This is a genomic window from Klebsiella sp. K-Nf6 (assembly GCF_002806655.1).
GTDB classification, from domain to species: Bacteria; Pseudomonadota; Gammaproteobacteria; order Enterobacterales; family Enterobacteriaceae; genus Klebsiella; species Klebsiella variicola.
In genome coordinates this window covers 40306-63696 of the sequence record NZ_PIBN01000016.1, presented here as the reverse complement: position 1 = coordinate 63696, position 23391 = coordinate 40306, and the positions used below count along the sequence as shown (strand labels likewise).

The following is a 23391-nucleotide window of genomic DNA, read 5'->3' as shown; positions in this document are numbered from 1 at the left end:
GGAGGATGAGATGGCTGATTTAGACGACATCAAAGAGGGTAAGGACTTCGGTATCGACCGCCCGCAGCAGAACACGCTGTATACCCTGAAAGGCTGTGGTTCACTGGACTGGGGGATGCAGTCGCGGCTGGCGCGCATCTTTAATCCGCACAGCAACCGCACGGTGATGCTGGCCTTCGATCACGGCTACTTCCAGGGGCCAACCACCGGGCTGGAGCGTATCGACCTGTCGATTGCGCCGCTGTTTGCCGACACCGACGTGCTGATGTGCACCCGCGGCGTACTGCGCAGCCAGGTACCGGCGGCCACCAATAAGCCGGTGGTGCTCCGCGCCTCCGGCGGCAATTCGATTTTGAGCGAACTCTCCAACGAATGCGTGGCGGTGGCGATGGAAGACGCGCTGCGTCTCAACGTTTGCGCGGTGGCGGCGCAGGTCTATATCGGCAGCGAATACGAACATCAGTCGATCAATAACATCATCAAGCTGGTGGATGCCGGCAATCGCTACGGTATGCCGGTCCTGGCGGTCACCGGGGTTGGCAAAGAGATGACCCGCGACGCGCGCTACTTCTCGCTGGCCAGCCGGATTGCCGCCGAAATGGGGGCGCAGTTTGTGAAGACCTATTTCGTTGAGGAAGGCTTTGAAAAAGTGACCGCCAGCTGTCCGGTACCGATCGTTATCGCCGGCGGTAAAAAGCTGCCGGAGCACGAGGCGCTGGAGATGTGCTGGCGGGCGATCGATCAGGGGGCGTCCGGGGTGGATATGGGGCGCAATATCTTCCAGTCCAGCGCCCCGCGCGCGATGCTGAAGGCGGTGAAAAAGGTGGTGCATGAGAATCTGAACGCGCGCGAAGCGTATCAGTTCTGGCAGGAAGAAAAACAGGGAGAGCTGAAATGAACGTCACGCTGGTGGAGATCAATATTAAACCCGAGCGGGTGGATGAGTTTCTCGAGGTGTTTCGCGCCAACCACGAAGGCGCGCTGCAGGAGCCGGGTAACCTGCGCTTTGATGTCCTGCAGGATCCCGAGGTGAAAACCCGCTTTTTTATCTACGAAGCCTATAAAGACGATGAGGCGGTGCTGGCGCATAAGAAGACGCCGCACTATTTAGCCTGCGTCGAAAAGCTGGAGGAGATGATGTCGCAGCCGCGGCAGAAGCGCAGCTTTATCGGCCTGTTACCGCAGGTGTGAGGGTATTCATTCACCCTCCCCCTCTCTCTGAGAGAGAGGGGGAGGGGCACTTATTACGCTTCTTCAACCGAGACGCGCAGGGCCGCCAGCGCCTTACGCGCCGCTTTCAGCACCTGCTCACACTGCTCCAGGGTGAGGGTCAGCGGCGGTTCAACGCGGATCGTCTTGGCGTTGTTTAACGTCCCGGCGACCAGCACCCGCTGTCTGAACATCTCGCTGGCAAAGTCGTAGCCAATCTCGTTATCGACAAACTCGATGGCCATCAGCATGCCTTTCCCGCGCACTTCATTCACCAGGTCCGGATACTCCTGCGCCAGCAGGCGGAACCCGTCCAGCAGCATATCGCCTTTCTGCGCCGCCTGCGCCGGCAGGTTTTGCGTCAACAGCACGTTGATCGTCGCCAGCGCCGCCGCACAGGCCAGCGGGTTGCCGCCGAAGGTGGTGGTGTGCAGGAACGGGTTGTCGAACAGCACCGAGAAGACCTCTTCCGTCGCCACCGTCGCGCCGATCGGCATCACACCGCCGCCGAGCGCTTTCGCCAGACACAGAATGTCGGGCTGAACGTTCTCATGCTCGCAGGCGAACATCTTGCCGGTGCGGCCCATGCCGGTCTGCACTTCGTCGAGGATCAGCAGGGCGCCAAACTCGTCGCACAGCTTACGCACCGCCGGCAAATATCCCGTTGGCGGGAGGATCACGCCCCCTTCGCCCTGAATCGGCTCGAGGATCACCGCTGCCACGTCGTCGCCGGTTTTCTTGCACTCGCTCAGCATGGTGCGCATGGCGTTGATATCGCCGAACGGCACGTGGCGGAAGCCCGGCAGCAGCGGCATAAAGGGTTTGCGGAAGGTCGATTTCGCGGTGGCCGACAGCGCGCCCAGCGATTTACCGTGGAAGGCGCCGCTGGTGGCGATGAAGGTAAATTTACCGCGCGGCGACTGATAGGCTTTCGCCAGCTTGATGGCCGCTTCCACCGATTCGGTACCGCTGTTGCAGAAGAAACTGTACTTCAGTTTACCGGGCGTTAACGCTGCCAGGGTTTTCGCCAGCATCGCGCGTAGCGGATCCAGCAGCTCCTGGCTGTGAAGCGGTTGTTTCGCGAGTTGATTCTCGACGGCGGATACCACAACTGGATTACGGTGCCCTACATTGAAGATGCCAAACCCACCAAGGCAGTCGATAAATTCCTGTCCCTGGGTGTCGACAAGCGTATTTAACCCTCCCGCTTGCCACTCTACGGCTCCGTAATCCCCGCCGGCTGTGACCGATTTTCGATACTCTAAAAACCCCGGATTCACATGCTCTTTAAAGTATTCCCTGACCTCCTGGTTAAGTGCTTTCATTTCCTCATGATCAAGCGTGCGCTTTTCAATGAGATTCAGTGCGTGTGCGCTGCAGGCCAGAGCCGATGCGCTGGAAGGTAACCTGTTCAAAATGTGCTCCTGGGGCGGACGTATCACACGATACTGGATTAAGTATTGCAGGGATTACGCCAGTTCGGCAGAAGCGGTGAAAATCGGGATAAATGCAAGGTAAAAGACGAAATGTGTAAAATTTAATCTCATTGCGCCACTATTGGCACGTTTTATTCCTGAGCCGACAAGATTTTCTGCCTTGCTGCGGTGAGCGGGGCGATCCGCCGTGGTGCGGGCTGCCCTGGCACGGGGCAGCCGGTGGTGAAAAAAGAGGCTTAGTCGAGCTGAGAGATCTCCATCGCCGCCCGGTCGATAATGCCGATGATCTGCTTGAGCTGGGCGGCACTGCTGGCCTGCTGGTTCACTTTCAGGTCGAGGACCGCTTTGAAGTTTTCCAGCGCGCGCTTCATCTGCGGATCTCTTCGCAACTCACAGCCGACCATCCGGGCCTGCAGGCGCTCCTGGATATGGGCCAGATGCTCCTGGTTCTCCGCGTGCAGCTGTTTTCCCTCCTCGCTGATGACGATTTTTTTGCGTCCGTTGTCGTCTTCCACGCTGATAAGGCCCTGGTCCTGGAGCAGATCCAGCGTCGGGTAGATCACTCCCGGGCTGGGGCTGTAGTTCCCCTGGGTAAGCGTTTCGATCTCTTTGATCAGCTCATAGCCGTGGCTGGCGCTGCGGCTGAGGATGTCCAGAATGATCAACCGTAGCTCGCCGTGGCCAAAGAAACGCTGGCGACGTCCGCCGCCGCGGCGGCCATGGTCGCCGTGTTCGCTGGGGTCACCGTGGCGCCCGCGTGGCCCACGCCCTTCTTCATGATGATGTCGCATGGTTACCTCCTGCTGTTTTTGATATATCTAATTTATATCTAAAAAATGAATGTTCGCAATGCTGGTTGCTATTTATTTTTTAATATATTGATATATATGTAATTATTTTATGGTTGTGGATTTTGATGCGGTTTGTTTTGACTATATCAAAAAAAGACTTGCATTCTTTTTAGTTGGCAATCATTATCATTTGCATCAAGTTTAGATATATCTATTTACCGTTCACGAAGGCAATCGATGATGACAAAAACAAAAGCAGACAAGTACCCGCAGCGTGTCCGCAATGAGCTGCGTTTCCGTGAGCTGACGGTCCTGCGTGTGGAGCGCGTTGGCGCGGCGTTCCAGCGCATCGTGCTGGGAGGCGAGGCGCTGGAAGGCTTCGCTTCCCGCGGCTTTGACGATCATACCAAGCTTTTCTTCCCGGAGCCGGGCGCGGCATTTGCCCCGCCGCAGGTGACCGAGGAGGGGATTGACTGGGGCGAGGGCGTGCGGCCAGCCACCCGCGACTATACGCCGCTGTACGATGCCGAACGTCACGAGCTGGCTTACGATTTCTATATCCACGATGGCGGAATTGCCAGCCGTTGGGCGCTGGAAGCAAAAGTGGGCGATAAGCTGGTGATCGGCGGGCCGCGCGGCTCGCTGGTGGTGCCGGAAGATTATGCCTGGCAACTGTATGTCTGCGATGAGTCCGGCATGCCGGCGCTGCGTCGTCGTCTGCTGGGATTACGCCAGCTGCCGGTGACGCCGCAGGTGACAGCCATCGTCACAATCGCCGATGCGTCATTTAAAGATTATCTGGCGGATCTCGACGGCTTTAACATCGAGTGGGTGGTGGGCCACAATCCGGCGTTCGTTGCCGAGCGTCTGGCGCAGGTTAAGGTGCCGGCGGAGGATTATTTCATCTGGCTGACCGGCGAAGGCGCGGTGGTGAAATCGCTGCTGGCACGCTTTGAAGACGAGAGTATCGATCAGCAACTGGTGCGTTCCCAGGCGTACTGGCACAGCAAGTAAACAGCCATCGTGGTAAAACCCGGATAGCGGCTTGCGCCTTATCCGGGCTACCGGCGGTGCCGTTTTTTTGTCGGGTGGCGGCTAACGCCTTTCCCGACCTATCATGCGGCGGTGTGACGTCGCCCCGGTAAGCGCTGCGCCACCGGGGGAGACTTATCGTTCCGCGAGCGCCTTAAACACCATCGCCACCGCGTGGGCGCCGGGGTCCATATTGCCGAGCAGGCTATCGCTATTGAGATAGGACGCTCGTCCGGCGCCAGCTTTGCCCGACTGGCAGGTGCGATCCGCGCCGGCCTGCGCCGCGGCAAAAGCGGCCTGCAGATTATCCGGTTCGGCGAGCAGCGCCGCCAGCGCCGGCTGCAGAGCGTCGATCATCGTCCGGTCTCCCTCATCGGCTCCGCCGTAAAACTTCATCTGCTCCAGGCCGGCGTTCAGCGCCTCGGCCACGCTGGCGCCTTGCCCCAGCTTCTGCCCGGCAGCGGTGAAGAAGATCGACATCAATACCCCGCTGGAGCCGCCCATCACCACCGTCAGGCGTTCGCCGATCAGCGCGAACAGCGTTGGCAGATCGTTTAGCGGCAACTGCTGGCGCTGCAGCAGGTCGGCAATCTCACGCGCCCCGGCGGCGAAGGTGGAGCCGGTATCGCCGTCGCCCACTTTGGCGTCCAGCGCGTTGAGATGGGCTTCAAGGCCGGAGAGGGTGCTGGTCACCTGCGCGACGTAATCGTCCACCTGCGGGTTGGTTGAGGGCGTAAAGTCGACGCGCGCGCTGGCGAGAGTGGACGGCATGATGTTAACTGCCCGCGGCTGCACCGGCTTCTGCCAGCTGGCGGTTTCCACATCCGACAGCAGGGCTTTCTCAATACTCTCTTCCAGCACGATGGTGGTCAGCGAGAAGCCTTTCATATCCAGCGCTGTCACCAGCGAGGCCGGGCCTATCAGCCAGTCAACGCGCGCCTGCAGCGGGGTGTTGGCCAGCTCGTGGGTGAGGATCGCCATCTCAGCCACCGACACGCCGCCGAGGTTATTAAGCATCACCGCCAGGCGGCCGGTTTCCGGCAGGGCGTCAGTCAGTTTTTCCACCATCAGGTTGACGATTTCCGCGCTGTTATGCGTGGCGATGGTTGAGGCCCCGGGCTCACCGTGGATGCCCATTCCCAGCTCGGCGTGACCGGCCTGATGGCGCGGCGCGCTTTCCGCTTCCTGCGGCAGATGACAGCTGGCCAGCGCCACCCCGATACTGGCGGTATGGTTGGCGGCGTATTGCGCTTCACGCAGGACGGTGGCGAGGTTGAAGCCGCGCTCGGCGAAATAGCCCGCCACTTTATGTACCAGGATGGTCCCGGCGATGCCGCGCGGCTGTTTGTTATCCGGCAGCGAAATGTCGTCGCCAACGATCAGCATTTCAACGTTATAGCCGAGTCGGCGCGCTTTCTCCGCCGCCAGGCCGAAGTTAAGCCGGTCGCCGGTGTAGTTTTTGACGACCAGCAGGCAACCTGCCTCGCCGGTCACCGCCTGAATGGCGGTAAGCACCGCGTCGACGCTCGGTGAGGCGAACAGATCGCCGCAGACTGCAGCGGTCAGCATGCCTTTACCAATAAAGCCGACGTGCGCCGGTTCATGGCCGGCGCCGCCGCCGGAGATCACCGCTACGTTGTTTTTATTCAGGTCGCGACGGACCACTACCCGGATCGCCGGGTCGCTCTCCAGCCGGGCGAGGTTATTCCACGGGCTGGCGATAATGGTTCCCTCAATCACATCGTTGACGAGGCTGGCGCGCTGGTTAAAAAAGAATTGAGACATAGTGGTTCCTGAAGAATAAGCGAAAACTCACCCTCCGGAGGCAGGCCTCCGGAGCGGTAACGGTCAACGTGAATTTTAGTCACGGATAAGGCGTTGGTTACGCATATCGAGCGCGATGGCTTCGCCAGGCTGAATATCATTCAGCGCCTCGCCCTGCAGGCACAGCCAGGCGATCCCCGCGGCGCGGGCGATAATCGCGCCGTGGGCCTGTTCGCTGCCGTCGCGCAGGCACAGGCCTTTGACGAGGCTGGCATCCAGCTGTAAGACGGTCGATGGATAAATGTTGTCGGCAATAATAATCGTCGGCTCGCCGGGCGTCGGCAGCGTCTCCTGAATACCCTGCAGATGGCGCAGGGTGCGCTGCAGAATATCTTCGATATCGATGTAGCGCGCCTGCAGATAGGGGTCATCCAGCTGGCGGTACTGGTGGCTGATCTCCATCAGCACCTGATGCCACGCCCATTCCGCCGAGCATTGTTCGGTGAGCAGACGATCGTTGGCGGCATCAAACAGATCGTCATCATCGAGCAGAGTTTGGTGCCCGGCGAAGATCGCCGCGATGTCGGCGTTCAATTTATTTTCTGCCAGCTCGGTCAGGGCGGTGAGATCCGCCAGCGTCTGGTCAATGGCCCGGCGCAGGCGCTGCTGTTCGCGGGCGACATCGGCGGCAGCCGGGCTGACTGGCTGGATCAGGGCCAGCGGATAGCGCAGCGCAACGCCTTCGACGCGCTCGGGCGTTGCCGGAGCCGCTGCCGGTTGCCCCGCAGGTGATTCACCGAAGTTATCGGCGGCCAGCGCCTGAAACGCCGCCAGCGCCGCGTCGGCATCCGGACCGCGGGCCAGCAGGCGCAGTTTATCGTTGCGGCGTACCTGCAATAGCGCGATTTGGTTGAGGCTGTCCGGTTTGACGCACTTCCCGTTTTTCTCCAGCAGCAGATCGGCATTAAAACCCGCCAGCGCGGCGACCAGCTTCGACGCCGGTCGCACGTGCAGGCCGTTGTGGTTCTGAATGATCACCGCAAGCGATTTGCGGTCGCCGTCGTCGGCAAGCGTCGGCGTTGGCGCGGCGTCAGGGGTTGGCGAAGGTAAACCCAGTTGGATCCGCTTGGCTTCCAGAGCGCTCATGGCATCGGCGATCACCTTGTCGATCCCGGCGCCGGAGGCGGCGCTGACGGTGGCCGCCAGCGTTCCCTCCACCAGCGGCGCGGCGCACAGCCGTACTTTCGCGGCTATCGCCGGATCGAGCAGATCGAGGGCGGTTTCGGCGCTGAGCAACGCGCTGCCGATATCCATCATCACCAGCACGTGATCGGTATCGGCGACGGATTCAATCGCTTCCATGACTTTTATTGGATCGGTGCCGATCGGGCTGTCGGGATCGTCGATCCCGGCGGCGATCGCCAGCTTGCAGCCATCGTTCATTAACATCTGCCGGGCCAGTTCTCCGACACCTTCGCCCAGCCGGGCGCTATGAGAAACAATAACCAGGTTTACCATCGCGATTTCCTTACTCTTTGGCGGCGGCGGCCAGCATCTGAACCATAAACAGCACCGAGGTCGCGCCGGGATCCTGATGTCCGATGCTGCGCTCGCCGAGATAGCTGGCGCGGCCTTTACGCGCCTGCATAGTGATGGTGGCGTGGGCGGCGCGCTCGGCCACTTCGCAGGCGGTATCCAGCGCGGCGGCGATCGACAGGTGCTGCTCGCTGGACTGGCGCAGGGAGTCCGCCACCGGCAGCCAGACGTCGCACATGGTTTTATCCCCTGGCTCCGCTTTGCCGCGGTTGACCACCCCGTCCGCGCCTTCGCGGATCATCAGGTACAGTTCGTCGAGGGTCAGGCTTTGGTGGGCCTGGGTGACCTGCGCGGCGCGAATAAAGAAGGTGCCGAACAGCGGGCCGCTGGCGCCGCCAACGTTGGAGAGCAGCGTCATACCGGTATTTTTGAGAATAAAGCCGATGTCTTTATCTGCGATCGACGGCAGCTTTTCCACCACCTTGCTGAAGCCGCGGTGCATATTGAGGCCGTGGTCGGCATCGCCGATCTCTTTATCGAGGCCGGTGAGAAAGTCGCTCTGTTTGGTGAAGATATCGCCGCAGCGGTACAGCCAGTCGACGATTTGCGTTCTGTTCAGTGACATGGTGTGCTCCTTAGTTTCCCCAGTTCAGCGCCGGGGTATGAACCGGGGCGTCCCATAGCGCCAGCGTCTCATCATCCACTTTCAGCAGAGTGATGGAGAAGCCCGACATATCCAGTGAGGTACAGTAGCTGCCGATGAGGTTGCGTTCGATGATGATGCCGGACGCTTCGCAGCGCTGGGCGAGGCGGTTATACACGCCATACAGTTCAGAAAGCGGGGTGGCGCCGAGGTTATTGACCAGCGCGATAACCCGGTCGCCGTTTTGCAACGCGGTTTTGCTCTGCTTCACTTCCTGCCACGCGCCCTTGACGGTATCCCACTGGCGCAGCGTGCGGCTGTAGGCGCCGTTTTCCAGCAGGGTATCGAACATCTCATCGACGGTTTGGTCCAGCGAGCTGAAGCGGCGGCGGTCGATGCCCGGCTCGCCGTGAATGCCGACGCCAAACTCCATCTCGTCATCTTTCAGCGTAAAGGAGGGCTGCCCGGCGGCGGGTACAGTGCAGGCGCCGAGGGCGATACCAATCGAGTGGCCGAGATTGTTCAGGCGGCGGCCCAGTTCAGCACAGGCTTCCAGCGAGTCGCCGCGCTCGGCGGCGGCGCCGACCAGTTTTTCGATCAACACGGTATTGGCAACGCCGCGGCGACCGGCGGTATAGAGGCTGTCTTTCACCGCCACGTCGTCGTCGACCACTACGGTGGTGACTTTAATGCCGCTCTCATGCAGCAGCTCGGTGGCGGTTTCGAAGTTCAGGATGTCGCCGGTGTAGTTTTTGATAATCAGCAGAACGCCTTCGCCGCCGTCAATTTGCATCGCGCATTCGAACATTTTGTCCGGCGTCGGCGAGGTGAAGATTTCCCCCGGGCAGGCGCCAGAGAGCATCCCCTGGCCGATGTAGCCGCAGTGCATCGGCTCATGGCCGCTGCCGCCGCCGGAGAGCAGGGCAACCTTGCCGGCCACCGGCGCGTCGGCGCGGGTGACATACAGCGGGTCCTGATGCAGGGTCAATTGCGGATGGGCTTTAGCCAGCCCCTGTAATTGTTCATTCAGTACATCTTCAACACGGTTAATCAGCTTTTTCATTATTCAGTGCTCCGTTGGAGAAGGTTCGATGCAGCCTCTCTGCTGACGGAGGCGGTCATCGTGTAGGGGTATCGTCTGACGGTGCAGCGTGCCTGGCGATATGATGATTCTGGCTGAGCGGGCGAAAAAAAGAATGCCCCTGCGATTAGGTTCCATTACGAAACATTGCTTCCTGGTTTTGTTTCTTTATGGAACGTTTTTGCTGAGGAAACGATGAAAATGCGAGCTGGCGCGCTTTTTTTCTCCTGCCATAGGCGCCGGTCAGGGGGGGCTGACGAAGCGGGTGGGAAAAAATTTTTTGCTGATTTTCATCCGACAGTGGGAGAAAAGACGGCCGAAAAAGGGGGATGGTAAGGGCATTATGCGGCAGAGGAGCGGATCGCGATCGCAATCCTGACGGAGAGTAGGGTTTTTTGTTCCAATATGAAACGTAAAAATTTAAGCTGTGTTTCATATCAGAACAAAAAGGTGAAAGATTTTTTTGTTCCCTGCCGGCCCTACAGTGATCGCACTGCTCCGGTACCGTTCCATTCAGGCCGCGTTTTACCGGCCGGCGCGGATAACGCCAGGGCTCATCATGTCTACATGCGCACTTATTTGAGGGTGAAAGGAATGCTAAAAGTTATTCAATCTCCAGCCAAATATCTTCAGGGTCCTGATGCTGCTGTCCTGTTCGGTCAATATGCCAAAAACCTGGCGGAGAGCTTCTTCGTCATCGCCGACGACTTCGTGATGAAGCTGGCGGGGGAGAAAGTGGTGAATGGCCTGCAGAGTCACGATATTCGCTGCCATGCGGAACGGTTTAACGGCGAATGCAGCCATGCGGAAATTAACCGGCTGATGGCGATTTTGCAAAAACAGGGCTGCCGCGGCGTGGTCGGCATCGGCGGCGGTAAAACCCTCGATACCGCGAAGGCGATCGGTTATTACCAGAAGCTGCCGGTGGTGGTGATCCCGACCATCGCCTCAACCGATGCGCCGACCAGCGCGCTGTCAGTGATCTACACCGAAGCGGGCGAGTTTGAAGAATATCTGATCTATCCGAAAAACCCGGATATGGTGGTGATGGACACGGCGATTATTGCCAAAGCGCCGGTGCGTCTGCTGGTCTCCGGCATGGGCGATGCGCTCTCCACCTGGTTTGAGGCCAAGGCCTGCTACGATGCGCGCGCCACCAGCATGGCCGGGGGGCAGTCCACCGAGGCGGCGCTGAGCCTCGCCCGCCTGTGCTATGATACGCTGCTGGCAGAGGGCGAAAAGGCGCGTCTGGCGGCACAGGCCGGGGTGGTGACCGAAGCGCTGGAGCGCATCATCGAGGCGAACACCTACCTCAGCGGCATTGGTTTTGAAAGCAGCGGCCTCGCCGCCGCCCATGCGATCCACAATGGCTTCACTATCCTCGAAGAGTGCCATCACCTGTATCACGGTGAGAAAGTGGCCTTCGGTACCCTGGCGCAGCTGGTGCTGCAGAACAGCCCGCTGGACGAGATTGAAACCGTGCTGGGCTTCTGTCAGCGCGTTGGTCTGCCGGTGACGCTCGCGCAGATGGGTGTCAAAGAGGGGATCGACGCGAAAATCGCCGCGGTGGCGAAAGCCACCTGCGCGGAAGGGGAAACCATTCACAATATGCCGTTTGCAGTGACCCCGGAGAGCGTTCACGCCGCTATCCTCACCGCCGATCTGTTAGGCCAGCAGTGGCTGGCGCGTTAATTCGCTGTGACTAAACCGCTGGCGCAGGTCAGCGGTTTTTCTTTCTCCCCTCTGGCAGTTGCTGCCGGAGGGGTTCTCTATGGTAAAACGCGGAAAAGGATATGACTGTTCAGACTCAGGATACCGGGAAGGCGGTCTCTTCCGTCATCGCCCAGTCATGGCATCGCTGCAGCAAGTTTATGCAGCGCGAAACCTGGCAAACGCCGCACCAGGCCCAGGGCCTGACCTTCGACTCGATCTGTCGGCGTAAAACTGCGCTGCTGACCATTGGTCAGGCGGCGCTGGAGGACGCCTGGGAGTTTATGGACGGCCGTCCCTGCGCGCTGTTTATTCTTGATGAGTCCGCCTGCATCCTGAGTCGCTGCGGTGAACCGCAAACCCTGGCGCAGCTGGCTGAACTGGGATTTCGCGACGGCAGCTACTGCGCGGAGAGCATTATCGGCAGCTGCGCGCTGTCACTGGCCGCGATGCAGGGGCAGCCGATTAACACCGCCGGCGATCAGCATTTTAAGCAGGCGCTGCAGCCGTGGAGTTTCTGTTCGACGCCGGTGTTTGATAACCACGGGCGGTTGTTCGGCTCCATCTCCCTCGGCTGCCTGGTGGAGCAGCAGTCCAGCGCCGACCTCTCCCTGACGCTGGCCATCGCCCGCGAAGTGGGGAATTCCCTGCTCACCGACAGCCTGCTGGCGGAGTCCAACCGCCACCTCAATCAGATGTATGGCCTGCTGGAGAGCATGGACGATGGCGTGATGGCGTGGAACGAGCAGGGCGTCCTGCAGTTTCTCAATGTTCAGGCGGCAAGACTGCTGCATCTTGATACCCAGGCCAGCCAGGGAAAAAATATCGCCGATCTGGTGACCCTCCCGGCGCTGTTGCGCCGCGCCATCAAGCACGCCCGCGGCCTGAATCACGTTGAAGTCACTTTCGAAAGCCAGCATCAGTTTGTCGACGCGGTGATCACCTTAAAACCGATTGTCGAAGCACAAGGCAACAGCTTTATCCTGCTCCTGCACCCGGTGGAGCAGATGCGACAGCTGATGACCAGCCAGCTGGGTAAAGTCAGCCACACCTTTGAGCAGATGTCAGCCGACGATCCGGAAACCCGGCGCCTGATCCACTTTGGCCGTCAGGCGGCGCGCGGCGGCTTCCCGGTGCTGCTATGCGGCGAAGAGGGGGTTGGGAAAGAGCTGCTGAGCCAGGCCATCCACAATGAAAGCGAACGGGCGGGCGGCCCTTATATCGCCGTCAACTGCCAGCTGTATGCCGACAGCGTGCTGGGCCAGGACTTTATGGGCAGCGCCCCCACTGACGATGAGAATGGCCGCCTGAGCCGGCTTGAGCTGGCCAACGGCGGCACCCTGTTTCTGGAAAAGATTGAGTATCTGGCGCCGGAGCTGCAGTCGGCCCTGCTGCAGGTGATTAAGCAGGGGGTGCTCACTCGCCTCGACGCCCGGCGCCTGATCCCGGTGGATGTGAAGGTGATTGCCACCACCACCGTCGATCTGGCCAACCTGGTGGAACAGAACCGCTTTAGCCGCCAGCTGTACTATGCGCTGCACTCGTTCGAGATAGTCATCCCGCCGCTGCGCGCCCGGCGCAACAGTATCCCGTCGCTGGTGCATAACCGGCTGAAAAGCCTGGAGAAGCGTTTCTCTTCGCGGCTGAAAGTAGACGATGACGCGCTGGCGCAGCTGGTGGCCTACTCGTGGCCGGGGAATGATTTTGAACTCAACAGCGTCATTGAAAACATCGCCATCAGCAGCGATAACGGCCACATTCGCCTGAGTAATCTGCCGGAATATCTCTTTTCCGAGCGGCCGGGCGGGGATAGCGCGTCATCGCTGCTGCCGGCCAGCCTGACCTTTAGCGCCATCGAAAAGGAAGCCATCATTCACGCCGCCCGGGTGACCAGCGGGCGGGTGCAGGAGATGTCGCAGCTGCTCAATATCGGCCGCACTACCCTGTGGCGCAAAATGAAGCAGTACGATATTGACGCCAGCCAGTTCAAGCGCAAGCATCAGGCCTAGTCTCCTCGATACGCGCCATGGAGAACAGGGCATCCGACAGACGATTGCTGTAGCGTTTGAGCGCGTCGCGCAGCGGATGCGAGCGGTCCATGGCCATCAGCAAGCGTTCGAGCCGACGGGCCACCGTGCGCGCCACGTGCAGCTGGGCGGAGGCGAGATTCTTCCCCGGGATCACAAACTGTTTTAACGGGCCGCTCTCGGCCATATTGCGGTCGATAAGCCGCTCCAGGGCGGTGATCTCCTCTTCGCCGATCGTCTGGCTCAGGCGGGCCAGACCCCGCTCATCGCTGGCCAGTTCAGCCCCCAGCACAAACAGCGTCTCCTGAATCTGATGCAGGCTTTCCCGCAGCCCGGCGTCGTGGGTCGTGGCGTAGCAGACGCCCAACTGGGATATCAGTTCATCGACGGTACCGTAAGCTTCGACGCGAATATGGTTTTTCTCGATGCGGCTGCCGCCGTACAGGGCGGTGGTGCCTTTATCCCCGGTGCGGGTATAGATACGGTACATTCAGTTTCTCTCACTTAACGGTAGAACTTTTACCAGCTGCCCGGCGTTGGCGCCGAGCGTACGCAGATGATCGCCGCTATCGGTGATGTGCCCGGTGGCCAGCGGCGCGTCCGCGGGCAATTGGGCATGGGTTAGGGCTATCTCGCCGGACGCGCTGAGCCCGATGCCTACCCGCAGGGGCGAGCTTCTGGCCGCCAGCGCGCTCAGCGTACCGGCGTCACCGCCTCCGTCATAGGTTATGGTCTGGCAGGGGACCCCCTGCTCCTCCAGCCCCCAGCACAGCTCATTGATGGCGCCGGCATGGTGCCCGCGCGGATCGTAAAACAGGCGTACGCCTGGCGGTGAAAGCGTCATGACGGTCCCCTCGTTAACCCTTAGAAGGCCTGGCGGAAAATCGCGGCAATCTCCTGCTCGTTGCCTTTACGCGGGTTCGAGAACGCGTTGCCGTCTTTCAGGGCCATCTCCGCCATGTACGGGAAGTCGGCCTCTTTTACCCCCAGATCGCGCAGATGCTGCGGAATACCGATATCCATCGACAGACGCGTGATAGCGGCGATCGCTTTTTCCGCCGCGTCGAGGGTGGACAGTCCGGCTATGTTTTCGCCCATCAGTTCAGCGATATCAGCGAATTTTTCCGGGTTGGCGATCAGGTTATAGCGCGCCACGTGCGACAGCAGGACGGCGTTGGCCACGCCGTGCGGCATGTCGTACAGCCCGCCCAGCTGGTGCGCCATGGCGTGCACGTAGCCGAGGTTGGCGTTATTGAAGGCCATCCCGGCCAGCAGAGAGGCGTAGGCCATATTTTCCCGTGCCTGAAGGTTGCTGCCGAGGGCCACGGCCTGGCGCAGATTGCGGGCGATGAGGCGGATCGCCTGCATGGCGGCGGCGTCAGTGACCGGGTTGGCGTCTTTGGAGATATAGGCCTCTACGGCGTGGGTCAGGGCATCCATCCCGGTCGCCGCGGTCAGGGCGGCCGGTTTGCCGATCATTAGCAGCGGATCGTTGATGGAGACCGACGGCAGGTTGCGCCAGCTGACGATCACAAACTTCACTTTGGTTTGGGTGTTGGTCAGGACGCAGTGGCGGGTGACCTCGCTGGCGGTGCCGGCGGTGGTGTTGACCGCGACGATGGGCGGCAGCGGGTTGGTCAGGGTCTCGATTCCGGCATACTGGTACAGATCGCCCTCATGGGTGGCGGCGATGCCGATGCCTTTGCCGCAGTCGTGCGGGCTGCCGCCGCCCACAGTAACGATGATGTCGCACTGTTCGCGGCGAAATACGGCGAGGCCGTCACGCACGTTGGTGTCTTTTGGGTTGGGCTCGACGCCGTCAAAGATCGCCACCTCTATACCGGCCTCCCGCAGATAATGCAGGGTTTTATCCACCGCGCCATCTTTAATTGCCCGCAGGCCTTTGTCGGTGACCAGCAGGGCTTTTTTCCCCCCCAGCAGCTGGCAGCGTTCGCCGACCACGGAAATAGCGTTGGGGCCGAAAAAATTAACGTTTGGCACCAGATAATCAAACATACGATAGCTCATAATATACCTTCTCGCTTCAGGTTATAATGCGGAAAAACAATCCAGGGCGCACTGGGCTAATAATTGATCCTGCTCAACCGTACCGCCGCTAACGCCGACGGCGCCAATCACCTGCTCATTAAAAATAACGGGCAGGCCACCGCCAAAAATAATAATTCGCTGTTGGTTGGTTAGCTGAAGACCATACAGAGATTGTCCGGGCTGGACCGCTGGCGTAATTTCATGGGTACCTTGTTTGAGGCTGCAGGCGCTCCAGGCTTTATTCAGGGAAATATCGCAGCTGGAGACGAAGGCCTCGTCCATCCGCTGGATAAGCAGCGTATTACCTCCGCGGTCGACCACGGAAAATACCACAGGTACGTTGATCTCAGTGGCTTTTTGTTGCACCGCTGCCGCCATTTTCTGGGCGGCGGCCAGGGTGATTGTCTGAACTTGTTGGCTCTTTTCCATCATTCTCTCCCGCGCCAGGATAATGCTGTCGCGCATAGTCAGTAGGGGGCGATAGTAAAAAACTATCACCAGTCGGTTGGCTTGCTTTATTTTTGTTAGCGTTATTTTGTCGCCCGCCATGATTTAGTCAATAGGTCTAAAACGGCTTCGGAAAAACGCGAGGGGAGGCTTTTTTAATTAATTGATTTATATCATTGCTGATGATCACATTTTTTATTTTTGCCGTGGGGATGGAGTTTCACAGTGAAACTGTTTGCCGATTTAACGTGCCAAATTGAAACGAAATTAATTTTATTTTTTTCAGCACTGGCTCATTTAAAGTTCCGCTATTGCCGGTAATGGCCGGGTGGGCGGTGACGCTGGCCCGGCGTGTTCGCTACCGCCTGCGGATTTCACCTTTTGAGCCCATGAACAATGAAAAGATCAAAACGATTTGCAGTACTGGCCCAGCGCCCTGTTAATCAGGACGGATTGATTGGCGAGTGGCCTGAAGAGGGGCTGATCGCGATGGAAAGCCCCTTTGACCCGGTCTCGTCGGTAAAAGTGGAAAACGGTCTGATCGTCGAGCTGGACGGCAAGCGCCGGGACCAGTTTGACATGATCGACCGGTTTATCGCCGATTACGCGATCAACGTTGAGCGCACGGAGCAGGCGATGCGCCTGGAGGCGCTGGAAATAGCCCGCATGCTGGTGGATATTCACGTCAGCCGGGAGGAGATCATTGCCATCACCACCGCCATCACGCCGGCCAAAGCGGTTGAAGTGATGGCGCAGATGAACGTGGTGGAGATGATGATGGCGCTGCAGAAGATGCGCGCCCGTCGGACCCCCTCCAACCAATGCCACGTCACCAACCTCAAAGATAATCCGGTTCAGATTGCCGCCGACGCCGCCGAGGCCGGGATCCGCGGCTTCTCCGAGCAGGAGACCACGGTCGGTATCGCGCGCTACGCGCCGTTTAACGCCCTGGCGCTGTTGGTCGGTTCGCAGTGCGGCCGCCCCGGCGTGTTGACGCAATGCTCGGTGGAAGAGGCCACCGAGCTGGAGCTGGGCATGCGTGGCTTAACCAGCTACGCCGAGACGGTGTCGGTCTACGGTACCGAGGCGGTATTTACCGACGGCGATGATACGCCGTGGTCAAAGGCGTTCCTCGCCTCGGCCTACGCCTCCCGCGGGTTGAAAATGCGCTACACCTCCGGCACCGGCTCCGAAGCGCTGATGGGCTATTCGGAGAGCAAGTCGATGCTCTACCTCGAATCGCGCTGCATCTTTATTACCAAAGGCGCTGGGGTGCAGGGGCTGCAGAACGGGGCGGTGAGCTGCATCGGCATGACCGGCGCCGTGCCGTCGGGCATTCGGGCGGTGCTGGCGGAAAACCTGATCGCCTCCATGCTCGATCTCGAGGTGGCATCGGCCAACGACCAGACCTTCTCCCACTCGGATATCCGCCGCACCGCGCGCACCCTGATGCAGATGCTGCCGGGCACCGACTTTATTTTCTCCGGCTACAGCGCGGTGCCGAACTACGACAACATGTTCGCCGGCTCGAACTTCGATGCGGAAGATTTTGATGATTACAACATCCTGCAGCGTGACCTGATGGTCGATGGCGGTCTGCGTCCGGTGACCGAGGCGGAAACCATCGCCATTCGTCAGAAAGCGGCGCGGGCGATCCAGGCGGTTTTCCGCGAGCTGGGGCTGCCGCCGATCGCCGACGAGGAGGTGGAGGCCGCCACCTACGCGCACGGCAGCAACGAGATGCCGCCGCGTAACGTGGTGGAGGATCTGAACGCGGTGGAAGAGATGATGAAGCGCAACATCACCGGCCTCGATATTGTCGGTGCGTTGAGCCGCAGCGGCTTTGAGGATATCGCCAGCAATATTCTCAATATGCTGCGCCAGCGGGTCACCGGCGATTACCTGCAGACCTCGGCCATTCTCGATCGGCAGTTCGAGGTGGTGAGCGCGGTCAACGACATCAATGACTATCAGGGGCCGGGCACCGGCTATCGCATCTCCGCCGAACGCTGGGCGGAGATCAAAAATATTCCGGGCGTGATTCAGCCCGACACCATTGAATAAGGCGGTATTCCTGTGCAACAGACAACCCAAAATCAGCCCTCTTTTACCCTGAAGACCCGCGAGGGCGAGGCGGCTTCTGCCGATGAGCGCGCCGATGAAGTGGTGATTGGTGTCGGCCCTGCCTTCGATAAACACCAGCATCACACTCTGATCGATATGCCCCATGGCGCGATCCTCAAAGAGCTGATTGCCGGTGTGGAAGAAGAGGGGCTTCACGCCCGGGTGGTGCGCATTCTGCGCACGTCCGATGTCTCCTTTATGGCCTGGGATGCGGCGAACCTGAGCGGCTCGGGGATCGGCATTGGTATCCAGTCGAAGGGGACCACGGTCATCCATCAGCGCGATCTGCTGCCGCTCAGCAACCTGGAGCTGTTCTCCCAGGCGCCGCTGCTGACGCTGGAGACCTACCGGCAGATTGGCAAAAACGCCGCGCGCTATGCGCGCAAAGAGTCACCTTCGCCGGTGCCGGTGGTGAACGACCAGATGGTGCGGCCGAAATTTATGGCCAAAGCCGCCCTGTTTCATATCAAAGAGACCAAACATGTGGTGCAGGACGCCGAGCCCGTCACCCTGCACGTCGACTTAGTAAGGGAATGACCATGAGCGAGAAAACCATGCGCGTGCAGGATTATCCGTTAGCGACCCGCTGCCCGGAGCATATCCTGACGCCTACCGGCAAACCATTGACCGACATCACCCTCGAGAAAGTGCTCTCTGGCGAGGTGGGCCCGCAGGATGTGCGGATCTCCCGCCAGACCCTTGAGTACCAGGCGCAGATTGCCGAGCAGATGCAGCGCCATGCGGTGGCGCGCAATTTCCGCCGCGCGGCGGAGCTTATTGCCATTCCTGACGAGCGCATTCTGGCTATCTATAACGCGCTGCGCCCGTTCCGCTCCTCACGGGCGGAGCTGCTGGCGATCGCCGACGAGCTGGAGCACACCTGGCATGCGACGGTGAATGCCGCCTTTGTCCGGGAGTCGGCGGAAGTGTATCAGCAGCGGCATAAGCTGCGTAAAGGAAGTTAAGCGGAGGTCAGCATGCCGTTAATAGCCGGGATTGATATCGGCAACGCCACCACCGAGGTGGCGCTGGCGTCCGACGACCCGCAGTCGAGGGCGTTTGTTGCCAGCGGGATCGTCGCGACGACGGGCATGAAAGGGACGCGGGACAATATCGCCGGGACCCTCGCCGCGCTGGAGCAGGCCCTGGCGAAGACGCCGTGGTCAATGGCCGATGTGGCTCGCATTTACCTTAATGAAGCCGCGCCGGTGATTGGCGATGTGGCCATGGAGACCATCACCGAGACCATTATCACCGAGTCGACCATGATCGGTCATAACCCGCAAACCCCGGGCGGGGTGGGCGTTGGCGTGGGGACGACCATCGCCCTCGGGCGGCTGGCGACGCTGTCGGCGGCGCAGTATGCCGAGGGGTGGATCGTACTGATTGACGACGCCGTCGATTTCCTTGACGCAGTGTGGTTGCTCAATGAGGCACTTGACCGGGGGATCAACGTCGTGGCGGCGATCCTCAAAAAGGACGACGGCGTGCTGGTGAACAACCGCCTGCGTAAAACCCTGCCGGTGGTGGATGAAGTGACGCTGCTGGAGCAGGTCCCCGAGGGGGTGATGGCGGCGGTGGAAGTGGCTGCGCCGGGCCAGGTGGTGCGGATCCTGTCGAATCCCTACGGGATCGCCACCTTCTTCGGGCTAAGTCCGGAAGAGACCCAGGCCATCGTCCCCATCGCCCGCGCCCTGATTGGCAACCGTTCAGCGGTGGTGCTCAAGACCCCGCAGGGCGATGTGCAGTCGCGGGTGATCCCGGCGGGCAACCTCTACATTAGCGGTGAAAAGCGCCGCGGAGAGGCCGATGTCGCCGAGGGCGCGGAAGCGATCATGCAGGCGATGAGCGCCTGCGCTCCGGTACGCGACATCCGCGGCGAACCGGGTACCCATGCCGGCGGTATGCTCGAGCGGGTGCGCAAAGTGATGGCGTCCCTGACCGGCCATGAGATGAGCACGATATACATCCAGGATCTGCTGGCGGTGGATACGTTTATTCCGCGCAAGGTGCAGGGCGGGATGGCTGGCGAGTTCGCCATGGAGAATGCCGTCGGGATGGCGGCGATGGTGAAATCGGATCGTCTGCAGATGCAGGTTATCGCCCGCGAACTGAGCGCCCGACTGCAGACGGAGGTGGTCGTGGGCGGCGTGGAAGCCAACATGGCCATCGCCGGGGCGTTAACCACTCCCGGCTGTGCGGCGCCGCTGGCGATCCTCGACCTTGGTGCCGGTTCGACGGATGCGGCGATCGTCAACGCGGAGGGGCAGATAACGGCGGTGCATCTCGCCGGGGCGGGGAATATGGTCAGCCTGCTGATTAAAACCGAGCTGGGCCTCGAGGATCTTTCGCTGGCGGAAGCGATAAAAAAATACCCGCTGGCCAAAGTGGAAAGTCTGTTCAGTATCCGCCACGAGAATGGCGCGGTGGAGTTCTTTCGGCAAGCCCTTAGCCCGGCGGTGTTCGCCAAAGTGGTGTACATCAAGGAGGGCGAACTGGTGCCGATCGATAACGCCAGTCCGCTGGAAAAAATTCGTCTCGTGCGCCGCCAGGCGAAAGAGAAAGTCTTTGTCACCAACTGCCTGCGCGCGCTGCGCCAGGTTTCACCCGGCGGTTCCATCCGCGATATCGCCTTTGTGGTGCTGGTGGGCGGCTCATCGCTGGACTTTGAGATCCCGCAGCTTATCACGGAAGCCCTGTCGCATTATGGCGTGGTCGCCGGGCAGGGCAATATTCGGGGAACAGAAGGGCCGCGCAATGCGGTCGCCACCGGGCTGGTACTGGCCGGTCAGGCGAATTAAACGGGCGCTCGCGCCAGCCTCTCTCTTTAACGTGCTATTTCAGGATGCCGATAATGAACCAGACTTCTACCTTAACCGGGCAGTGCGTGGCCGAGTTTCTTGGCACCGGACTGCTCATCTTCTTCGGCGCGGGCTGTGTCGCTGCGCTGCGGGTCGCCGGGGCCAGCTTTGGTCAGTGGGAGATCAGTATTATCTGGGGCCTTGGCGTCGCCATGGCCATCTACCTGACGGCCGGCGTCTCTGGCGCGCACCTTAATCCGGCGGTGACCATTGCCCTGTGGCTGTTCGCCTGTTTTGAACGCCGCAAGGTACTGCCGTTTATTGTCGCGCAGACGGCCGGGGCTTTCTGCGCCGCCGCGCTGGTGTATGGGCTCTATCGTCAGCTGTTTCTCGATCTTGAACAGAGTCAGCATATCGTTCGCGGCACTGCCGCCAGCCTTAACCTGGCCGGGGTCTTTTCCACGTACCCGCATGCGCATATCACCTTTACACAGGCGTTTGTCGTGGAGACCACCATTACGGCTATCCTGATGGCGATGATCATGGCCCTGACCGACGACGGCAACGGAATTCCGCGCGGGCCGCTGGCGCCGTTGCTGATTGGCTTACTGATCGCTGTGATCGGCGCGTCGATGGGACCGCTAACCGGCTTTGCGCTGAATCCGGCGCGCGATTTCGGCCCTAAACTGTTTACCGGTCTGGCCGGGTGGGGCTCGATCGCCTTTACCGGCGGGCTGGCGATCCCCTACTTTCTGGTGCCGCTGCTGGCGCCGGTGGTGGGGGCGATTATGGGGGCGTTTTTATACCGCAAGCTTATCGGCCACCATCTGCCGTGCGAATGCGGTATCGATAAGTGAGACGGGGCCTGCCGCGTCACGGCGGGTAACGAGGTTAACTTTCCCCGGCGGGACGCCGGGGAGCAGGATTATTTTTTGATGGCCGCGCTGAGGTCGCCGAGTTTAGCGGCGGGGTTCTTGTGGCACTGCTGCAACATTTTTGGCACCGAGACGGTCTCGACTTCATGCCAGTCGACATAGTCGCCGCCGCTGAAGTCGGTGTTGCGATTCACGACCCAGAAGGCCACGGGGGTCATGCTTTTCGGGTTCATATCCATAAATTCCTGACAGGTCATATTCTGCGGTGTGGTTTCCTGAACCGCAAACGCCGGGCTGGTCATCAGACAGAATGTGGTGGCCGCCGCGGTCAACACGAGTGCTTTAGGTAAATTCATTTTCTTCTCCAGTGATAAAATACGGCTTAAGCCTGAGCATGCTTCATCTTATTGCGCAGGACCAGAAAGCCGATGGCGCTAAATATCATTTCAACGCCGATAAAAGCGGTGATAAATAACCAGCTTTGCTGCGGGTTCATTGCCAGCCACAGGCAGGCGATAATTAAATCCAGCAAACCGATAAAAATATTCCAGCCAGCGCCGCTTTGTTTTCGGGTTTTACATCCGCTGACGATGCGGGAAATACCGCCGAGAACAAATAAAAAGCCGAATAAGAAGGCCAGACTGCTCATGCCATTGAGGGGATTGACGACAAAGCTCAGGCCGAGCACGATCCAGGCAATGGCGAAGATCAGCGCCACCAGGCGCGATTTCCAGTGCTGCTGACGGAAGACAATCAAGCTGTACAGCGAATAGAAACCACAGATCATCAACAACATGCCGGTGACGACGGCGAGATACCAACCAGCGACCAACGGCCAGGCCAGGCAACAAGCCCCGCAGATAAACAGCAGGGCGGCCATCATGCCGGCATGCCGTTTATATCGTAAGAAGACGCGTGGGCTAAACGCATTTAAGGTGTAATGGCTAAACATAAACATAATTGCTCCGCAGATCCCAGTTGGCGGCCTGGCGCTGAAATAAATGTATGGTTTATTCAGCGGGCCAAAATAAATGTCTAATGAAAATAGTAGGCCGCGCTATCGCCTGGCGTAAATAAGAGCGCCGAGGTCACTTTATACGCCTTGTCTGACAGCTGTCAGACAAGGCCCGCAATATCGCTTCCGGGCTCTGATTCTCAATAACCACGATATTTTTTAAGCTGGCTGCGTTTGGTGATGCTTACCGATTTTAATCAGGAGTCAACAATGAAAAAAGTTATTCTGGCGAGCCTGCTGGCAACCATGATGAGTACCTCTCCGGTGTGGGCGGCAGACAGCGCGACGGCAGCGCCAGCCACGGCGGCCACGGCACAGGTTCAGAAAGAAGCTGCCGATGTGCTGCAGGTGGCGGTGCAGGGCGCGAACGCAATGCGCGACGTCCAGTTTGCCCGTCTGGCGCTGTTCCACGGCCAGCCGGATAGCGCCAAAAAACTGACAGACGACGCCGCCGCGCTGCTGGCCGCCGATGACGCCAGCTGGGCAAAGTTCGTGAAAACTGACGCCACAGCAAAAATGATCGCCGATCGCTATGTGGTGATCAACGCGACCGTCGCCCTGTCTGAAGACTACGTGGCCACGCCGGAAAAAGAGAGTGCCATTAAATCTGCCAACGAAAAGCTGGCGAAAGGTGACCAGAAAGGGGCTATCGATACCCTGCGCCTGGCCGGCATTGGCGTGATCGAGAACCAGTATCTGATGCCGCTCAACCAGACCCGCAAAGCGGTGGCGCAGGCGCAAAAACTGCTGAAAGCCGGGAAGTATTACGAAGCGAATCTGGTGCTGAAAGGCGCTGAAGAGGGCATTGTGGTGGATAGCGAGATGCTGGTGGCAGGTAACTGATCCTCGTT

General features: G+C 59.7%; 23 protein-coding genes and 1 pseudogene. 11 read left to right on the top strand and 13 right to left on the bottom strand.

The window, feature by feature from the left end:
- Nucleotides 1-10: 10 nt before the first annotated feature.
- Together lsrF and lsrG are read left to right on the top strand one after the other, a co-directional pair.
- Nucleotides 11-898, top strand: a complete 888-nt coding sequence (gene lsrF / locus CWM61_RS22265; RefSeq protein ID WP_002917724.1) for a 3-hydroxy-5-phosphonooxypentane-2,4-dione thiolase — start codon at nucleotides 11-13, stop codon at nucleotides 896-898.
- Nucleotides 895-1191 (top strand): (4S)-4-hydroxy-5-phosphonooxypentane-2,3-dione isomerase, encoded by a 297-nt coding sequence (gene lsrG, locus CWM61_RS22260; protein ID WP_002917723.1) that lies wholly within the window; start codon nucleotides 895-897, stop codon nucleotides 1189-1191. Before lsrF ends, lsrG begins: the two co-directional genes overlap by 4 nt.
- A 53-nt stretch (nucleotides 1192-1244) precedes the next feature.
- Here lsrG and ygjG read toward each other — a convergent pair whose 3' ends face one another.
- Complete coding sequence (ygjG, locus tag CWM61_RS22255; protein WP_023291071.1) at nucleotides 1245-2624, bottom strand: putrescine aminotransferase; 1380 nt, start codon at nucleotides 2622-2624, stop codon at nucleotides 1245-1247.
- A gap of 257 nt (nucleotides 2625-2881) precedes the next feature.
- On the bottom strand, nucleotides 2882-3436 hold the full coding sequence (locus CWM61_RS22245) for a PadR family transcriptional regulator (RefSeq protein ID WP_004181384.1): 555 nt from the start codon (nucleotides 3434-3436) through the stop codon (nucleotides 2882-2884).
- Between the two features lie 237 nt (nucleotides 3437-3673).
- Between CWM61_RS22245 and CWM61_RS22240 the strand changes: the two genes are divergently transcribed.
- Complete coding sequence (locus CWM61_RS22240; RefSeq protein WP_165784217.1) at nucleotides 3674-4450, top strand: siderophore-interacting protein; 777 nt, start codon at nucleotides 3674-3676, stop codon at nucleotides 4448-4450.
- 153 nt (nucleotides 4451-4603) lie between these two features.
- On the opposite strand, the gene CWM61_RS22235 is transcribed toward CWM61_RS22240, so the two are convergent.
- The 5 genes and pseudogenes from CWM61_RS22235 to CWM61_RS22210 all read right to left on the bottom strand — a co-directional run bounded on the left by CWM61_RS22235 (nucleotide 4604) and on the right by CWM61_RS22210 (nucleotide 9834).
- Nucleotides 4604-6253, bottom strand: a complete 1650-nt coding sequence (locus CWM61_RS22235; protein WP_074387540.1) for a glycerone kinase — start codon at nucleotides 6251-6253, stop codon at nucleotides 4604-4606.
- A 75-nt stretch (nucleotides 6254-6328) separates the two neighbouring features.
- Nucleotides 6329-7750 (bottom strand): dihydroxyacetone kinase phosphoryl donor subunit DhaM, encoded by a 1422-nt coding sequence (gene dhaM / locus CWM61_RS22230; RefSeq protein WP_100631952.1) that lies wholly within the window; start codon nucleotides 7748-7750, stop codon nucleotides 6329-6331.
- A gap of 10 nt (nucleotides 7751-7760) precedes the next feature.
- Nucleotides 7761-8393, bottom strand: a complete 633-nt coding sequence (gene dhaL, locus CWM61_RS22225; protein ID WP_100631951.1) for a dihydroxyacetone kinase subunit DhaL — start codon at nucleotides 8391-8393, stop codon at nucleotides 7761-7763.
- A 10-nt stretch (nucleotides 8394-8403) separates the two neighbouring features.
- Complete coding sequence (gene dhaK, locus CWM61_RS22220; protein ID WP_061153248.1) at nucleotides 8404-9474, bottom strand: dihydroxyacetone kinase subunit DhaK; 1071 nt, start codon at nucleotides 9472-9474, stop codon at nucleotides 8404-8406.
- A 155-nt stretch (nucleotides 9475-9629) separates the two neighbouring features.
- Nucleotides 9630-9834 (bottom strand): annotated as a pseudogene (locus CWM61_RS22210) (hypothetical protein).
- A gap of 252 nt (nucleotides 9835-10086) precedes the next feature.
- Here CWM61_RS22210 and CWM61_RS22205 point away from each other — a divergent pair.
- Together CWM61_RS22205 and dhaR are read left to right on the top strand one after the other, a co-directional pair.
- Nucleotides 10087-11184 carry a glycerol dehydrogenase gene (locus CWM61_RS22205; RefSeq protein ID WP_061153249.1) on the top strand — a complete coding sequence of 366 codons (1098 nt, stop codon included), beginning with the start codon at nucleotides 10087-10089 and terminating at the stop codon, nucleotides 11182-11184.
- Nucleotides 11185-11285: 101 nt separating this feature from the next.
- Nucleotides 11286-13211, top strand: coding sequence for a dihydroxyacetone kinase operon transcriptional regulator DhaR (gene dhaR / locus CWM61_RS22200; protein ID WP_100631950.1), 1926 nt, complete (start codon nucleotides 11286-11288; stop codon nucleotides 13209-13211).
- Here dhaR and CWM61_RS22195 read toward each other — a convergent pair.
- The 4 genes from CWM61_RS22195 to CWM61_RS22180 are packed head-to-tail and all read right to left on the bottom strand — an operon-like array spanning nucleotide 13189 to nucleotide 15707.
- A complete protein-coding gene (locus CWM61_RS22195; protein ID WP_100631949.1) occupies nucleotides 13189-13719 on the bottom strand; it encodes a cob(I)yrinic acid a,c-diamide adenosyltransferase in 531 nt (176 codons plus the stop codon). The two genes, dhaR and CWM61_RS22195, sit on opposite strands and share 23 nt — an antisense overlap.
- Entirely contained in the window at nucleotides 13720-14073 is a 354-nt protein-coding gene (locus tag CWM61_RS22190; RefSeq protein ID WP_061153252.1) for a glycerol dehydratase reactivase beta/small subunit family protein, read from the bottom strand. It lies immediately after the preceding gene.
- Nucleotides 14074-14093: 20 nt separating this feature from the next.
- The gene (gene dhaT, locus CWM61_RS22185) at nucleotides 14094-15257 is read right to left on the bottom strand and encodes a 1,3-propanediol dehydrogenase (RefSeq protein WP_100631948.1); all 1164 of its coding nucleotides are present in this window, start codon (nucleotides 15255-15257) and stop codon (nucleotides 14094-14096) included.
- Between the two features lie 21 nt (nucleotides 15258-15278).
- The gene (locus tag CWM61_RS22180) at nucleotides 15279-15707 is read right to left on the bottom strand and encodes a GlcG/HbpS family heme-binding protein (protein WP_074387546.1); all 429 of its coding nucleotides are present in this window, start codon (nucleotides 15705-15707) and stop codon (nucleotides 15279-15281) included.
- 414 nt (nucleotides 15708-16121) lie between these two features.
- Between CWM61_RS22180 and CWM61_RS22175 the strand changes: the two genes are divergently transcribed.
- Genes CWM61_RS22175 through CWM61_RS22155 form a run of 5 tightly spaced genes read left to right on the top strand, consistent with a single transcriptional unit; the run spans nucleotide 16122 to nucleotide 21507 of the window.
- A complete protein-coding gene (locus CWM61_RS22175; protein WP_100631947.1) occupies nucleotides 16122-17789 on the top strand; it encodes a propanediol/glycerol family dehydratase large subunit in 1668 nt (555 codons plus the stop codon).
- A gap of 12 nt (nucleotides 17790-17801) precedes the next feature.
- The gene (locus CWM61_RS22170) at nucleotides 17802-18386 is read left to right on the top strand and encodes a propanediol/glycerol family dehydratase medium subunit (protein ID WP_074387547.1); all 585 of its coding nucleotides are present in this window, start codon (nucleotides 17802-17804) and stop codon (nucleotides 18384-18386) included.
- Nucleotides 18387-18388: 2 nt separating this feature from the next.
- Nucleotides 18389-18814 (top strand): glycerol dehydratase small subunit DhaB3, encoded by a 426-nt coding sequence (locus CWM61_RS22165; protein ID WP_100631946.1) that lies wholly within the window; start codon nucleotides 18389-18391, stop codon nucleotides 18812-18814.
- A 12-nt stretch (nucleotides 18815-18826) separates the two neighbouring features.
- Entirely contained in the window at nucleotides 18827-20650 is a 1824-nt protein-coding gene (locus tag CWM61_RS22160; RefSeq protein ID WP_100631945.1) for a diol dehydratase reactivase subunit alpha, read from the top strand.
- Nucleotides 20651-20703: 53 nt separating this feature from the next.
- Nucleotides 20704-21507 (top strand): MIP/aquaporin family protein, encoded by an 804-nt coding sequence (locus CWM61_RS22155; protein ID WP_100631944.1) that lies wholly within the window; start codon nucleotides 20704-20706, stop codon nucleotides 21505-21507.
- Between the two features lie 68 nt (nucleotides 21508-21575).
- Here the strand turns inward: CWM61_RS22155 and hdeB are convergent, their stop codons facing one another.
- Nucleotides 21576-21881, bottom strand: a complete 306-nt coding sequence (gene hdeB / locus CWM61_RS22150) for an acid-activated periplasmic chaperone HdeB (RefSeq protein WP_100631943.1) — start codon at nucleotides 21879-21881, stop codon at nucleotides 21576-21578.
- Nucleotides 21882-21907: 26 nt separating this feature from the next.
- Entirely contained in the window at nucleotides 21908-22483 is a 576-nt protein-coding gene (locus CWM61_RS22145) for an HdeD family acid-resistance protein (protein WP_061153259.1), read from the bottom strand.
- Between the two features lie 237 nt (nucleotides 22484-22720).
- Between CWM61_RS22145 and CWM61_RS22140 the strand changes: the two genes are divergently transcribed.
- Nucleotides 22721-23383 carry a YfdX family protein gene (locus CWM61_RS22140; protein ID WP_165784224.1) on the top strand — a complete coding sequence of 221 codons (663 nt, stop codon included), beginning with the start codon at nucleotides 22721-22723 and terminating at the stop codon, nucleotides 23381-23383.
- Nucleotides 23384-23391 lie beyond the last annotated feature (8 nt).

What these genes read in the sequence shown, in the direction of transcription:
- CWM61_RS22155 (WP_100631944.1), top strand. Translation starts at nt 20,704, where the DNA reads ATGAACCAGACTTCTACCTTAACCGGGCAGTGCGTGGCCGAGTTTCTT.
- CWM61_RS22165 (WP_100631946.1), top strand. Translation starts at nt 18,389, where the DNA reads ATGAGCGAGAAAACCATGCGCGTGCAGGATTATCCGTTAGCGACCCGC.
- CWM61_RS22190 (WP_061153252.1), bottom strand. Translation starts at nt 14,073, where the DNA reads ATGACGCTTTCACCGCCAGGCGTACGCCTGTTTTACGATCCGCGCGGG.
- CWM61_RS22180 (WP_074387546.1), bottom strand. Translation starts at nt 15,707, where the DNA reads ATGGAAAAGAGCCAACAAGTTCAGACAATCACCCTGGCCGCCGCCCAG.
- dhaL (WP_100631951.1), bottom strand. Translation starts at nt 8,393, where the DNA reads ATGTCACTGAACAGAACGCAAATCGTCGACTGGCTGTACCGCTGCGGC.
- lsrF (WP_002917724.1), top strand. Translation starts at nt 11, where the DNA reads ATGGCTGATTTAGACGACATCAAAGAGGGTAAGGACTTCGGTATCGAC.
- CWM61_RS22195 (WP_100631949.1), bottom strand. Translation starts at nt 13,719, where the DNA reads ATGTACCGTATCTATACCCGCACCGGGGATAAAGGCACCACCGCCCTG.
- dhaK (WP_061153248.1), bottom strand. Translation starts at nt 9,474, where the DNA reads ATGAAAAAGCTGATTAACCGTGTTGAAGATGTACTGAATGAACAATTA.
- CWM61_RS22245 (WP_004181384.1), bottom strand. Translation starts at nt 3,436, where the DNA reads ATGCGACATCATCATGAAGAAGGGCGTGGGCCACGCGGGCGCCACGGT.
- CWM61_RS22175 (WP_100631947.1), top strand. Translation starts at nt 16,122, where the DNA reads ATGAAAAGATCAAAACGATTTGCAGTACTGGCCCAGCGCCCTGTTAAT.
- CWM61_RS22140 (WP_165784224.1), top strand. Translation starts at nt 22,721, where the DNA reads ATGCTTACCGATTTTAATCAGGAGTCAACAATGAAAAAAGTTATTCTG.
- CWM61_RS22205 (WP_061153249.1), top strand. Translation starts at nt 10,087, where the DNA reads ATGCTAAAAGTTATTCAATCTCCAGCCAAATATCTTCAGGGTCCTGAT.
- CWM61_RS22240 (WP_165784217.1), top strand. Translation starts at nt 3,674, where the DNA reads ATGATGACAAAAACAAAAGCAGACAAGTACCCGCAGCGTGTCCGCAAT.
- dhaR (WP_100631950.1), top strand. Translation starts at nt 11,286, where the DNA reads ATGACTGTTCAGACTCAGGATACCGGGAAGGCGGTCTCTTCCGTCATC.
- dhaM (WP_100631952.1), bottom strand. Translation starts at nt 7,750, where the DNA reads ATGGTAAACCTGGTTATTGTTTCTCATAGCGCCCGGCTGGGCGAAGGT.
- hdeB (WP_100631943.1), bottom strand. Translation starts at nt 21,881, where the DNA reads ATGAATTTACCTAAAGCACTCGTGTTGACCGCGGCGGCCACCACATTC.
- dhaT (WP_100631948.1), bottom strand. Translation starts at nt 15,257, where the DNA reads ATGAGCTATCGTATGTTTGATTATCTGGTGCCAAACGTTAATTTTTTC.
- CWM61_RS22145 (WP_061153259.1), bottom strand. Translation starts at nt 22,483, where the DNA reads ATGTTTATGTTTAGCCATTACACCTTAAATGCGTTTAGCCCACGCGTC.
- lsrG (WP_002917723.1), top strand. Translation starts at nt 895, where the DNA reads ATGAACGTCACGCTGGTGGAGATCAATATTAAACCCGAGCGGGTGGAT.
- CWM61_RS22160 (WP_100631945.1), top strand. Translation starts at nt 18,827, where the DNA reads ATGCCGTTAATAGCCGGGATTGATATCGGCAACGCCACCACCGAGGTG.
- CWM61_RS22235 (WP_074387540.1), bottom strand. Translation starts at nt 6,253, where the DNA reads ATGTCTCAATTCTTTTTTAACCAGCGCGCCAGCCTCGTCAACGATGTG.